The organism is Pseudomonas fluorescens (genome assembly GCF_003732425.1).
GTDB classification, from domain to species: Bacteria; Pseudomonadota; Gammaproteobacteria; order Pseudomonadales; family Pseudomonadaceae; genus Aquipseudomonas; species Aquipseudomonas fluorescens_BE.
Map to the genome: position 1 here is coordinate 544,738 of NZ_MOBX01000003.1, position 11,876 is coordinate 556,613.

At 62.6% G+C, this 11,876-nt stretch carries 14 protein-coding genes; 5 read left to right on the top strand and 9 right to left on the bottom strand.

Annotation, left to right across the window (positions count from 1 at the left end; translation table 11 throughout):
* Positions 1-90: 90 nt before the first annotated feature.
* The 3 genes from BK670_RS05250 to arsH are packed head-to-tail and all read left to right on the top strand — an operon-like array spanning position 91 to position 1,644.
* Positions 91-438 (top strand): metalloregulator ArsR/SmtB family transcription factor, encoded by a 348-nt coding sequence (locus BK670_RS05250; protein ID WP_123448898.1) that lies wholly within the window; start codon positions 91-93, stop codon positions 436-438.
* A gap of 24 nt (positions 439-462) precedes the next feature.
* Positions 463-933 (top strand): arsenate reductase ArsC, encoded by a 471-nt coding sequence (locus BK670_RS05255; protein WP_123448899.1) that lies wholly within the window; start codon positions 463-465, stop codon positions 931-933.
* A 12-nt stretch (positions 934-945) separates the two neighbouring features.
* Positions 946-1,644 (top strand): arsenical resistance protein ArsH, encoded by a 699-nt coding sequence (gene arsH / locus BK670_RS05260; protein WP_123448900.1) that lies wholly within the window; start codon positions 946-948, stop codon positions 1,642-1,644.
* A gap of 29 nt (positions 1,645-1,673) precedes the next feature.
* On the opposite strand, the gene BK670_RS05265 is transcribed toward arsH, so the two are convergent.
* Entirely contained in the window at positions 1,674-2,600 is a 927-nt protein-coding gene (locus BK670_RS05265; protein WP_123449193.1) for a universal stress protein, read from the bottom strand.
* Positions 2,601-2,856: 256 nt separating this feature from the next.
* On the opposite strand from BK670_RS05265, the gene BK670_RS05270 reads away from it, so the two are divergent.
* On the top strand, positions 2,857-3,930 hold the full coding sequence (locus BK670_RS05270) for an NAD(P)-dependent alcohol dehydrogenase (protein WP_123448901.1): 1,074 nt from the start codon (positions 2,857-2,859) through the stop codon (positions 3,928-3,930).
* A 49-nt stretch (positions 3,931-3,979) separates the two neighbouring features.
* Here the strand turns inward: BK670_RS05270 and BK670_RS05275 are convergent, their stop codons facing one another.
* The 8 genes from BK670_RS05275 to BK670_RS05310 all read right to left on the bottom strand — a co-directional run bounded on the left by BK670_RS05275 (position 3,980) and on the right by BK670_RS05310 (position 11,040).
* Positions 3,980-4,543 carry a GNAT family N-acetyltransferase gene (locus BK670_RS05275; protein WP_123448902.1) on the bottom strand — a complete coding sequence of 188 codons (564 nt, stop codon included), beginning with the start codon at positions 4,541-4,543 and terminating at the stop codon, positions 3,980-3,982.
* 157 nt (positions 4,544-4,700) lie between these two features.
* Positions 4,701-6,113, bottom strand: a complete 1,413-nt coding sequence (locus BK670_RS05280; RefSeq protein WP_123448903.1) for an ATP-binding protein — start codon at positions 6,111-6,113, stop codon at positions 4,701-4,703.
* Positions 6,110-6,772, bottom strand: a complete 663-nt coding sequence (locus BK670_RS05285) for a response regulator (RefSeq protein WP_007910671.1) — start codon at positions 6,770-6,772, stop codon at positions 6,110-6,112. Before BK670_RS05285 ends, BK670_RS05280 begins: the two co-directional genes overlap by 4 nt.
* Before the next feature lie 11 nt (positions 6,773-6,783).
* Positions 6,784-7,428 (bottom strand): tetratricopeptide repeat protein, encoded by a 645-nt coding sequence (locus BK670_RS05290; protein WP_123448904.1) that lies wholly within the window; start codon positions 7,426-7,428, stop codon positions 6,784-6,786.
* Positions 7,425-8,234: an SDR family oxidoreductase gene (locus tag BK670_RS05295; RefSeq protein ID WP_123448905.1), complete on the bottom strand. Its 810-nt coding sequence runs from the start codon at positions 8,232-8,234 to the stop codon at positions 7,425-7,427. The genes BK670_RS05290 and BK670_RS05295 overlap by 4 nt, the downstream gene beginning before the upstream one ends.
* The gene (locus tag BK670_RS05300; protein ID WP_123448906.1) at positions 8,221-8,895 is read right to left on the bottom strand and encodes an iron-containing redox enzyme family protein; all 675 of its coding nucleotides are present in this window, start codon (positions 8,893-8,895) and stop codon (positions 8,221-8,223) included. The genes BK670_RS05295 and BK670_RS05300 overlap by 14 nt, the downstream gene beginning before the upstream one ends.
* A complete protein-coding gene (locus BK670_RS05305) occupies positions 8,892-10,373 on the bottom strand; it encodes an AMP-binding protein (protein ID WP_123448907.1) in 1,482 nt (493 codons plus the stop codon). Before BK670_RS05305 ends, BK670_RS05300 begins: the two co-directional genes overlap by 4 nt.
* The gene (locus tag BK670_RS05310; protein WP_123448908.1) at positions 10,363-11,040 is read right to left on the bottom strand and encodes a thermostable hemolysin; all 678 of its coding nucleotides are present in this window, start codon (positions 11,038-11,040) and stop codon (positions 10,363-10,365) included. Before BK670_RS05310 ends, BK670_RS05305 begins: the two co-directional genes overlap by 11 nt.
* A gap of 209 nt (positions 11,041-11,249) precedes the next feature.
* On the opposite strand from BK670_RS05310, the gene BK670_RS05315 reads away from it, so the two are divergent.
* A complete protein-coding gene (locus BK670_RS05315) occupies positions 11,250-11,798 on the top strand; it encodes a cytochrome b (RefSeq protein WP_123448909.1) in 549 nt (182 codons plus the stop codon).
* The last annotated feature ends 78 nt before the right edge of the window (positions 11,799-11,876 follow it).

The following is an 11,876-nucleotide window of genomic DNA, read 5'->3' on the forward strand; positions in this document are numbered from 1 at the left end:
CGCATATCACGCGAGATGTGTGTCATCTCCGGGTTGATTTATATATGGATATCCGTATATTCGAATTTCCATATGTGTAGAGCGCGTCCCATGATCACTCCCACCGAAGTCTTCAAAAGCCTCGCTGACGAAACCCGTGTGCGCGCCATGCTGCTCATTTGCGAACAAGGTGAACTCTGCGTCTGCGAGCTGATGTGTGCGCTCGACGACAGCCAACCGAAAATCAGCCGCCACCTCGCGCAACTGCGTAGCAATGGGTTGCTGCTTGATCGCCGTCAGGGCCAGTGGGTCTATTACCGGCTCAACCCGGCGCTGCCCGATTGGGTTCACCAAATCCTGCAAGTAACGTCAAAGGCCAACGTCGATTGGCTCAAGGACAACGCCGCACGCTTGCAGAACATGAATGGACGCCCCGTCCGCGAAGCAGCGTGCTGCTGACCCCTCAACTGTCAGGAAACATCCATGCGAGTCTTATTCATGTGCACGGCCAACAGCTGCCGCAGCATCCTCTCTGAAGCCATGTTCAATCATCTGGCGCGCCCCGGATTCGAGGCCGTGAGTTCCGGAAGCTTCCCCAAAGGCCAAGTGTTGCCGCGCAGCCTGTCGACGCTGCAACAGGCCGGCATTGCCATCGATGGCCTATACAGCAAAGGCAATGACGCGTTCGAAGACAATCCGCCAGACATTGTCATTACCGTCTGCGACAAGGCCGCCGGTGAGAGTTGCCCGGTGTACTTCGGTCCCGCGCTCAAATCCCATTGGGGCCTGGCAGATCCCTCGGATGTGATCGGTGACGATGCCGCTGTGGACGCAGCGTTTGCTGCCACGCTGACGATCATCGAACGGCGCTGCGCAACCTTCCTCGGCCTCCCATTCAAAACACTCAGCCGCGCAGAGCTCCAGCGTGAGCTGGATCGTATCGGCACTCTCTGAGTTGGAGAACCCATGTCCACCCATCTACCCAACCTCGATCTCAGCCTGTTCGATGACGGCAAACCCGTGAAACCGGGCGAGCACAAACCACGCATCCTGCTGCTCTACGGCTCGACCCGCGAACGCTCCTTCAGCCGTTTGCTGGTAGAGGAGGCCGCGCGCCTGCTCGAACACTTCGGCGCCGAAACGCGGATCTTCAACCCGTCCGGTTTGCCGCTGCCTGACGATGTTCCGGTCGACCATCCTAAGGTGCAGGAATTGCGCGAGCTGGTGATGTGGTCGGAGGGTCAGGTCTGGTGTTCGCCAGAACGGCACGGCGCGATGTCGGCCGTGTTCAAGGCGCAGATCGACTGGATCCCGCTGGAACTCGGCGCTGTGCGTCCGACCCAGGGCAAGACCCTGGCGGTGATGCAGGTTTGCGGCGGTTCGCAGTCGTTCAACGTGGTCAACCAGTTGCGCGTGTTGGGTCGCTGGATGCGCATGTTCACCATCCCCAATCAATCCTCGGTGCCGAAGGCCTATATGGAATTCGACGACGCCGGGCGGATGAAAGCGTCGCCGTTCTACGACCGTGTGGTGGACGTGATGGAAGAACTGGTGAAGTTCACCGTGCTGCTGCGCGATCAACAGGCGCATCTGGTCGACCGCTACTCCGAGCGCAAGGAAAGCGCCGAGCAATTGATGGCGCGGGTCAACCAGCGCTCGATCTGAAGCCGTCCCTCGGCGAGGGACGGCTGCGTTCAGTCGACCAGCACTTGCGGTGACACCACCCAGACGCTGCAGGGCATTTTGTACAGCAACTGTTCCACCGTGCTGCCGACCAACCGACCCAGGCCACGATGGCCGATCCGGCCCATGACGATCACGTCGATGTCATAGGCATCGGCGTAGCTGCACAGTACTTTGGCCGGATTGCCCATGATCATGTGCTGGCGTTCCGGCGGGATGCCGTTGCGCTCGGCCAGTTCGCGGAACGCATCACCTTGCGCATCGAACAGGGTTTTCGCCTTGCCTGCGGTGAAAAACGTCGAGGCGTCGCCAAAACCGAACTCGTCGGCGCTGATCGATGACAGGTCGTAGGCGTAGACCACGTCGAGTTCGGCCGCGCAGACGCTGGCCAGTTTGGCGGCCTCGCGCAGGATGCGGTCGTTGAAGTCAGCGTATTGCTCGTCGCGATGAAACGGATCAATCGCCGCGACAATCCGTTGAGGCCGGGCGTTCTGGACATGGCTGACGAAGTGCAGCGGCACCCGGCATTCGCGCAGCAAATGAACATCGAGCGGGGTGAACATCAACCGTGACATGAACGAGGCGTGCTGCAGATCTTTGATCAACAGGGCCATCGGCTGCTCCTTGAGATGAATCTGAATCTCGCGCAACGGATTGTCGACCCACACCACTTCCGTGGTCACGGTCACGCCGAGGTGGCGCATCGGTCGGGCCTGATCCTCCAGCCATTGGTGATGGCGCTCGACATAACCCAGGCGCATCTGTTCGAGGGCCTGTTCGTTGACCAGCCCTGCGGTCGCCAGTCCTTCGAGGAAATCGAACGCCACGATATGCAGCGCCGCGCCCGATGCCTTGGCCAGTGCCGCGGCCCGATCGAACGCAGGGCTGTGCTTCATCAGCGGTGAAGCCACCAGCATGAAACGTGCTTGCTCGGACATGACGAATCTCCTGTGGGTAGCGGCATTGCACGGCGGGCGCAACGGCACCAGCGGCGTCAGTTCATGCTGCTCCGGGCCGCCGGGCGCGGCTTGATCTTTGTCAATGACGCAGCCGAGCAACCCCCGCGCCCGACGGGCGGTAACGGCGGGCGCAATTCTGCATGGGTTGATCGTTATCAACCTTGTGTCGATCAATTCAGCGCAGCCTTGGAAAGGTGCTGAACTCACTGCAAACACCTGCACAGGAGTCTTGATCATGGCCATGATGAAAGCGGCGATATTCGTCGAAAAGAATCGCATCGTGCTGGATGATAAGCCGATCCCCGAGGTTGGCCCGCTGGATGCACTGGTGCGTATCACCACCACGACGATCTGCGGCACCGACGTGCATATCCTGCGGGGCGAGTATCCGGTGGCCAAAGGTTTGACCGTCGGTCACGAACCGGTGGGCGTGATCGAGAAACTCGGCTCACAGGTGCGCGGTTTTTTCGAAGGCCAACGGGTGATTGCCGGCGCCATCACCCCCAGCGGTCAAAGCTACGCCTGCCTGTGCGGCTGCGGCTCCCAGGACGGGCCGGACACCCGTCACGGTTTTCGCGCCACCGGCGGCTGGAAATTCGGCAACATCATTGATGGCTGTCAGGCGGAGTACGTCTTGGTGCCCGATGCCTTGGCCAACCTGTGCCCGATCCCCGACGGGCTCAGCGACGAGCAGGTGCTGATGTGCCCGGACATCATGTCCACCGGGTTCTCCGGCGCCGAACGCGGCGAAGTCAGTATCGGCGACAGCGTTGCGGTGTTCGCGCTGGGGCCGATCGGCCTGTGTGCGGTGGCCGGGGCGCGGCTCAAGGGTGCGAGCGTGATCATTGGCGTCGACGCGGTGGCAGAGCGCATGAGCGTCGCGCGGCAGTTGGGTGCGACCCATGTGGTCAACTTCAAGGATGGCGACGTGGTCGAGCAAATCATGGCGTTGACCGACGGGCGCGGCGTGGATGTGTCCATCGAAGCCTTGGGCACCCAAGGCACGTTCGAGTCTGCGTTGCGGGTGTTACGCCCGGGCGGACGCTTGTCGAGTCTGGGGGTTTACGCGTCGGACCTGCGCATTCCCTACGCAGCCTTTGCGGCAGGGCTGGGCGATTACAGCATCGTCAGCACCCTGTGCCCCGGCGGCAAGGAACGCATGCGCCGGTTGATGGCGGTGGTGCAAAGCGGTGGCGTCGACCTGTCGCCGCTGGTGACCCACCACTTCAAACTGGACGATATCGAGGCCGCGTATGAACTGTTCGCGCATCAGCGCGATGGGGTGATGAAGGTGGCAATCACGCCGTGATCGGCAACGCGCCCCGCATCTTGTACAGGTGCGGGGCGCAGGAATGGCGCTACAGACTCAGGCGATGAATGACCTGGTGCGGATCATCAGGATCGCTGTGGGTTTCAAAGCCCAGTGATCTTGCGAGGTCGCGCATGGCCGTGTTGCTGGCCGAATCCACCGAATACAGATGCTTGAAACCGTGGTGCCGAGCGGCCTTGATCAAGTGTTGCATCAGCAACGTGCCCAGGCCCAGGTGCATCCACTCATCGGCGACCGTCACGGCGCATTCGCAGTCCTGTTCGCCCGTGGCGGCGTAGCGGCTGATGCCGATTTCGATCAATTCGCCATTTTCGTGAACCAGTGCGACGTAGGCTGCGCGTTGCTTGTAATCGACGTCCATCAACTGATCGAGCAACGCGGTGCCCGGCTCACTGATCTGCGCGAGAAAACGCAGGTGCCGGGATTCGGGCGACAAGCGCTTGATGAACGCGTACTCGCGTTCGCGATCCTTGGCGGCCAGTGCGCGGATCAAGACGTGGCGGCCATCCTTGAGCGACTCGATCCAGTATTCACCGGGGTGCGCGGCATAGGCCGGCGCCGCGCGGTCATTGTGGTCTTTGACAGTGAGCATGAGGTGAGCCTCCATCGGGGCTGAACGAGCAACGCGCGGGGGAGTGCGCTAACTCTGTTCTACGCCGATGTTCGCCCCGGGAACTGATCTGGATCAGATTGCGACGCGCGACCACTGTTTTTACCGGGCGATGGCGCTCCTGGCGCCGCGATCAGGCTTAACCCGGCGGCTCGCGGGTGCTGCGTTGCGCCGCGGGGCGCGGTTGTCCGTCGGGAATCGACAAGGTCGCGCGCAACCCACCTTCGGCGCGGTTGACCAACGTGATTCGCCCGCCCAACTGCGTGGCGATGGTGTTGACGATGGTCAGCCCCAGCCCCGCACCGTGGGCATTGCCGCGACTGTAGAAACGTTCGAACAACCGCGCCCGGTCCGCTTCATCAATGCCCGCCCCCTGATCCTCAACGCTCAAGTGGTAGAAGCCCTCGGCCTGGCTGAGCAGCACGGTGATCACCCCGTGTTCGGGGGAGAAGTTCGCAGCATTGGTGATCAGGTTGTTCAGGGCAATGTCGATGGTGCCGGGGCTGGCCATGATGTTGAACGGCCGGGCGCTGTCTTCAAAGGCCAGCTCCAGGTGTTTGCTCAGCAACCATGGTGTCAGTTGCACCAGGCTGTTGCGTACGGTTTCGCTCAGGTCGATGGATTTCAGTGGCGGCGGGTTGGGTTTCGGTTCCAGACGCGCCATGGTCAGCAACTGGTTGACCAGGCGACTGGTGCGGTCGACCCCGGCGATCAGAAACGCCAGCGATTCGCGGCGCTCCTGTTCGGTGCCGGCCTCCTGCAGGTTCTGCGCATGCACCCGCAGCACCGCCAGCGGCGTGCGCATTTCGTGGGCGGCATCGGCGATAAAACGCCGTTCGCGGCCGAGCACTTCCTGAATCTGCGCGAGCATGCGATTGAGCGCTGCCTGCATCGGTTCCAGCTCACTGGGCAGCGGCGCCAGTTGCAACGGCTCCAGCGAACCGCTGTGGCGGGCGCGCAGGGTCTCGGCCATGTTCGCCAAGGGCTTGAGGCCCCAGCCGATCGCCAGCCAGACCATCGCCGCGAGCAGCAAGCTGCCGACCACGTTCGGCCACAGGGTGTGGCGGACGATACGGTCGACCAGATCGGCGCGCACATCATCGCGCTCACCGACCCAGATGCGCAGGTTGTTCTGTGGGTCTTCGAGGAGAAAGGCGCGCCAGTGACGGTTGTTCAGATCCACCACATCGCTGAAGCCGTGCTGCGTCGGCGGCGCCTTGAAGGACGGTGCGCTAGCGGTGTGGACCAACACATCACCGGCAGGATTCCACACCTGAAAGGCGATTTTGCGTTCGTAAGGATGACCGTCGCCACGCGGCACCGCTTCGCCCAGCGCCGAGTTGAACGCCTGGTACAGTTCGGCGTGCTGCTTGCTGGCCAAGGGCATGCGCATCACGCCTTGCAGCAGGCGCGCGTTCTGCGCCAATTGCGCGTCGTAGACCTCGGCGATTTCGTGGTTGCTGTCGTGCAGGTTGAAGGTGCTGAGCACCGCGAGACCGGCCAGCAACAGGCCGATAATCAGAGTCAGCGTGCGGCGGCGGATCGAGGTCATCGACGCTCCTCCACCAGATAACCCACACCGCGGATGGTGCGGATCAGGTCGGTGGAAAACTTCTTGCGCAGATGGTGAATGTGCACTTCGAGGGTGTTGCTTTCGGCTTCTTCATTCCAGCCGTAGAGCAGTTGCATCAGTTGATCGCGGGTCATCACCCGGCCCGGTGGCGACAGCAGTTCGTGCAGCAACTGATATTCCTTGGGCGTCAGGGCCACAGGCTGGCCCTGATAACTGACTTGCTGAGTGCCGGGGTTGAGGCTGATGCCGGCATGTTCGATCAACGCCTGGGCGCGCCCGGCACTGCGCCGCAACAAGGCGCGCAGCCGCGCCTTGAGCTCGTCCAGGTCGAACGGTTTGATCAGGTAGTCGTCGGCCCCGGCGTCGAGCCCGGCGATGCGATCTTCGGTAGCGTCGCGCGCGGTGAGAATCAGTACCGGCAGATTCGAACCGCTGTCGCGCAGGCGGCGCAGCACTTGCAGGCCGTCCATGCGCGGCAGACCGAGGTCCAGCACGGCGACATCGAAGGTTTCACTGAGCAGCGCATGCAACGCACTGCTGCCGTCCTTGAGCCAGTCGACGGTGTAACCCTCGCGGCCCAGCGCCTGATGAATGCCTTCACCCAGCGCCACGTCATCCTCAACCAGTAATAAACGCACGCGGACTCCTGTCAGTCGAGTTTCTTGTTCACGTCCAGCAGCAGGCTGGCGATTTCTTTGCGGCGCCCGGCATCGGCACTTTCCCGGCCCGGGCGCGGCGCGGCTTGCTGGGCTTTGAGCAGCGCTGCTTTGGCTTCAGCGTAGCGCTTCTGACGGTAGAGGTGATCGCCCCAGAAGTACAGACTGTCGATGCCGTTGGGGTTCAATTGCAAGGCTTGCTTGAGCAGTTGCTCGGCCTTGTCGCTGTCGCCGAAACCGATGGGCCAGCCGGGCACGCGGTCATACAGCGCGGCGAGGCTGGTGTAAGCCGAGCCTTGCAGGGCTTTGGGGTCGAGGGCCAGGGATTTCTCCAGGTCAGCCTTGGCATCCTTGGCTTTGCCCAGTGCGCCGAGTCCGCCCTCGGCGCCGGCCCAGCTGCTGGTGACGATGCCTTTCCAGATCCACGCTTCGGCCACCGTCGGGCGCTGCGTGGTGAACGCGTTGGCCTCGTTGGCCAATTGCTCGAACGCGGCGGCGCGCTGTTTTTCCGTCACTTCATATTGGATGTGCGCCCAATTCTGCTGGATGCCTTCGAGACGTTTCTGGTCGGCGGGTTCCAGTGCCCAGACGCTTTGACTCAGGGCGGCGAGCAACAGGCATGCGGATAGTTTTTTCATGGTTTTGGCGACTCATTGTCAGGTTTTTCACTGAGGCGGCGGATCAGCGGCAATTGCTTACGCAGGCCGCGATCCACCAGATGCGGGAGCAGATTGTTCAGGCGCACGAAGAAGCGTTCCGGCCAGCCCAGGTAGAGATCGCGGCGATCACCGGCAATCGCATGGATCACCGCCGAGGCCACGGTTTGCGGATCGTCGACGTTGGCCTTGAGCGCGTCGTTCAACGCTTGCGCGGCGGCGCTGTTCATCGAGGTACGCGTGGCGCGCGGCGCGACGTACAGCACGCTGACGCGGGTGTCGGCGAGCTCGCGGCGCAGCGCCTCGGAAAACCCGCGCAAAGCGAATTTGGTCGCGCAATAACTGGCGTAACCCGGGTAGCCGATCGAGCCATAGGTCGAGCCGACGTTGACCACCATCGCGCTGTCGGCCTGCTTGAGCAGCGGCAACAGCAGTTTGGTCAGGCACATCGGCGCACTGATGTTCACCGCCAGCATCGCGTTGATGTCGCTGTCATCGAGCTGTTCGAGCATGGCGAAGTGATTGACCCCGGCGGCGTTGATCAGCAGGTTGATGCCGCCGATGGCTTCGGCGGCGACCAGCACTTTGCGCCGGTCGCTGAGGAAGGTCAGGTCAGCGGCGACCCAGCACAACGAGTCGGGGTAGCGCTTGAGCAACGGCAGCAGTGCCTCCTGATGCCGCGCCACGGCCAGCACGCGGGCGCCGGCAGCGCACAAGGTTTCGGCGATGGCCAGACCGATGCCGCCACTGGCACCGGTCAGTACCACCCGCGCGTCACGCAGCTGCATGTTGAGCCTCCGCGTCACGCGGCAAGCCACGGAACATGTCGGTGTACAGGCGATAGACGACCTTCGAGGCATGGATCACGGCGGCTTGATCGGCAGGATCTTCCAGCTGATTCATCAGGCGCCGATAGGTTTGCATGTGCTCGATGTCGAGCGAACCGTGGGAACTCAGGTAACTGAACGCCGTTTCCGGCAACGCCAGACGTTCGCGAATGCTGCCCGCTGCGTGGGTGGCCAGGGCGATGCTGGTGCCTTCGAGCACGTTGACCATGCCAAACAGACCGACTGGATTGTCCCGGGCGATCAGGTCGTAAAGGAAGCTGACCATCAACTCGATCGACAACGACGGCTGACCGTCGCGCACTGCATCACGATCACCGCCACACGCGGCAATGTCGTTGAGCACCCACTGTTCGTGGCCGTATTCATCCTCGATGTACTCGCACACCGCTTTGCGCAGCCATTCCAGACGGGTCGGCAGGCGTGCGCCGCAAGCCATCATCAGCGGTACGGTGTGGCGCACGTGGTAATACGCCTGCGCGAGAAACGCCCGATAACTGTCGAGGCTGACCTTGCCTTGCAGGGCATCGACGATGATCGGCAGGTTGAACAGTTCGTGGCGTTCCTGTTGCGTGGCTTCTTGCAGGGTGTCAAAAAAACTCATGATGCGGACTCCTCGGAAACAGCGGATTCGGTCAATTGGCTGTGGTACTGCGCGACGATGGCGTCGCGGCGCGGGCGGCCATTGGCGGTGAGCAAGCCATTGGCGGCGCTGAAGGGTTGCGGCAGGCGCGTCCACTGATGCACCTGGGCGTAATCGGGCAAAGCCTCGTTGGCTTCGGCGACGGCAGCGGCCAGTTCGGCATCGGTGCAGTCCGGGCGATGCGGCCAGAGCAGGGCGTGATTGCGCGGCAAGGCCTCGCCGTAAACGAAGGCCTGGGCGATGTGGCGGCGCTGGGTCAGCTCGGACTCGACCCATTCCGGGTTGACGTTGCGCCCGAAACTGGTGACGAACTGGTGCTTCTTGCGGCCCTTGAGATAGAGAAAACCTTCCGGGTCGAACTCGCCCAGATCGCCGCTCGGCCACCACTCATCGGCGTACGGCTCTTCGCCCAGATAGCCGAGCAACGTCGAGCCCTTGATCAGCACTTCGCCGTCCTCGGCCAGCCGTACTTCGACATGCGGCAACGGTCGGCCGACGCTGCCGGGGCGGCGTGCGCCGGGGCGATTGAGGCACACCACCGACGCGCATTCGGACAAGCCGTAACCTTCGTAAACCGGCAGCCCGAGCCGTTGCGCGCGGTGCAGCAGATCCTCCGAGACCCGCGCGCCGCCGACAGCGGCAAAGCGCAGGTGTTGCGGGTCGAAGGCTTTCTGCTCGGCGGCGCTGACCAGTAACAACAGCAACTGCGGCACCAGGATCAGACTCTGCGGCGCACGGCTGGCCAGATAACCGAGCAGGCGCGGAATCTCGACGCCGCTGGCGCCCTGAATGCCGAGGGTTTTCTGACTCGGCAAACTCAGCGTCGCGCCGGCATACAGCGCGGCGTAACAGCCGAGGTTCTCCAGCAGAATCGCCAACGGCAGCAGCGCCAGATGATGCTGCGGGCCGGTCACTTCGCTGGCCTGATGCAGCTCCCGTGCAACCCGCAGCAGGCTGTCGGCGCTCAGGCACACACCTTTCGGCGTGCCGGTGGTGCCGGAGGTGAAGGTGAGTTTTGCGGTACCGGCCGGCATGCGACTGGGGCCACTGAACGAACGGCACCAGAACTCGCCACGTTGTTCATAACCAGCCGCGAGCAGTTCGGTGCCCAGCTCCGGCTCGGCGATTACCCGTTCGGCCTGGCTCTGTTCCAGACAATGAGCACGTTGCGCCGCACTGAAAAACGGCGGCAGCGTCACGCAGGTCAGGCCTTCAAACAGCACGGCCAGATCCCAGAGCATTGCGTCGACGCCGTTATCCAACGCTAGCGCAATCACCTGCGCTTGCTCATCGCGCAGGCGCTCCTGGCGATACAACACCTCGGCGTACAGCGTGGCGTAATCGAGTTTCAGCGTGTCGCCCCACAGGGCCGTCGCGTGGTCATTGCGCCGGGCATGGTCGCGCAGGGTTTCCTGGAAGCGTTGCAATTCAAGCGACATGACAGGCTCCTTCAATCGAGCCCGGCAAACCCAGGCGGGTAAACAGGCCGATATCGCGCAAATGGACGAACCCCGCACGGATGTTGCCGACGTGTACCCAAGGTTTACTTTCGTAATAACTGCCCCAGTGTTGACGCTCGTCACCCAATCGATCCGGATCAGCGGCGCACAATGTCACTGGCTTCAAACCCAGGCGATGGAAGCTGTTGACCAGGCCGATGTTGCCGGTGAACGTCACCCATTCCAGGCCGCCCATGGCCAGCAGGTAGGTGATGGCGATGATGCTCAGGCGCGCGCTGCCGGTGTCGCTGGCGGCGAGGTTGCCGACTTCGACGATGGCGCTGCGCTCGACCGGACGATCTGCCGCCGCGCTGATCAACGGCTCGATCGGCTCATCCAGATAGCGCTCGAGAAACAGTGGCTGCAGATGCGCGCGACGCACCCCGGCCACAGCGCACAACTCGCCGTCGCCGTTGTGCATGCCGAACAGCTCGGGCATGAAATGGCGGATATCGGCACCGTGGGCCTTGCGAAAGCGCTGCTGGATAAAGCTTTCAAACGTCGCTCGCAGAGTGTCGTCGGGCAGCGCGCCGGTCAGTGTCATCTGCGGTGTTTCGGCTTGACCGAAGCGCAGGGGCAGGGGGATGTTCCAGTCAAATTCGGGCATGGGCAGAACGCCTCCCTCAATAGGTTTGAGCGGAGTATCCAAGCCATTTCTTAACGAAGTCTGAAGGTAAAAAAAGGTTAACCTGAGGGTCTGTCTTCAGACTCTCTTAAGACTGGGCGGGCAGGGTAACGCCGTCGGTTCGCCCAACAACCGGAGCGAGGCGGTCGAACGAATCGGCCGTCACTCATGACAATCAAGAGGCGCAGCTTATGTCCCGCGACATCGCCGTAACCCGTTACGGAAAACTCTCTATCACCCTGCACTGGCTGATGCTGGCGCTGTTCGTCGGCGTCTACGCCTGCGTCGAAATCAAGGGCTACCTGCCCAAGGGCAGCGAAGCACGCGGCTTGCTGATGGGCTTCCACGGCCTGTTCGGCGCGAGCATCTTCGCCCTCGTCTGGATCCGCCTGCTCGGCCGCCTCACCCCACGCCCGCCGATCACGCCCAAGCCACCGGCGTGGCAGACCGGCATCTCGCACCTGATGCACCTGGCGCTTTATGGGCTGATGATCGCCACGCCGATCCTCGCCTGGCTGATGCTCGCGGCGGGCGACAAACCGTTCCCGTACTTCGGCTTCCACGTCCCGGCACCCGTGGCCATCGACCCGGACTTCGCCAAGCAACTGAAGTACTGGCATGAACTGATTGGCAGCACCGGTTACTGGCTGATCGGGCTGCATGCGCTGGCGGGGTTGTTCCACCATTATTGGGTGCGCGATAACACGCTGGTGCGGATGCTGCCGGGCCGCACGGAATAACCCTGATCGACTACAACCCCTGTGGGAGCGAGCCTGCTCGCGAAAGCGGTGTATCAGCCTCTGATGATGTCGGCTGAC

What these genes read in the sequence shown, in the direction of transcription:
- BK670_RS05310 (WP_123448908.1), bottom strand. Translation starts at nt 11,040, where the DNA reads ATGCCCGAATTTGACTGGAACATCCCCCTGCCCCTGCGCTTCGGTCAA.
- BK670_RS05290 (WP_123448904.1), bottom strand. Translation starts at nt 7,428, where the DNA reads ATGAAAAAACTATCCGCATGCCTGTTGCTCGCCGCCCTGAGTCAAAGC.
- BK670_RS05275 (WP_123448902.1), bottom strand. Translation starts at nt 4,543, where the DNA reads ATGCTCACTGTCAAAGACCACAATGACCGCGCGGCGCCGGCCTATGCC.
- BK670_RS05295 (WP_123448905.1), bottom strand. Translation starts at nt 8,234, where the DNA reads ATGCAGCTGCGTGACGCGCGGGTGGTACTGACCGGTGCCAGTGGCGGC.
- arsH (WP_123448900.1), top strand. Translation starts at nt 946, where the DNA reads ATGTCCACCCATCTACCCAACCTCGATCTCAGCCTGTTCGATGACGGC.
- BK670_RS05270 (WP_123448901.1), top strand. Translation starts at nt 2,857, where the DNA reads ATGGCCATGATGAAAGCGGCGATATTCGTCGAAAAGAATCGCATCGTG.
- BK670_RS05300 (WP_123448906.1), bottom strand. Translation starts at nt 8,895, where the DNA reads ATGAGTTTTTTTGACACCCTGCAAGAAGCCACGCAACAGGAACGCCAC.
- BK670_RS05250 (WP_123448898.1), top strand. Translation starts at nt 91, where the DNA reads ATGATCACTCCCACCGAAGTCTTCAAAAGCCTCGCTGACGAAACCCGT.
- BK670_RS05265 (WP_123449193.1), bottom strand. Translation starts at nt 2,600, where the DNA reads ATGTCCGAGCAAGCACGTTTCATGCTGGTGGCTTCACCGCTGATGAAG.
- BK670_RS05255 (WP_123448899.1), top strand. Translation starts at nt 463, where the DNA reads ATGCGAGTCTTATTCATGTGCACGGCCAACAGCTGCCGCAGCATCCTC.
- BK670_RS05280 (WP_123448903.1), bottom strand. Translation starts at nt 6,113, where the DNA reads ATGACCTCGATCCGCCGCCGCACGCTGACTCTGATTATCGGCCTGTTG.
- BK670_RS05305 (WP_123448907.1), bottom strand. Translation starts at nt 10,373, where the DNA reads ATGTCGCTTGAATTGCAACGCTTCCAGGAAACCCTGCGCGACCATGCC.
- BK670_RS05315 (WP_123448909.1), top strand. Translation starts at nt 11,250, where the DNA reads ATGTCCCGCGACATCGCCGTAACCCGTTACGGAAAACTCTCTATCACC.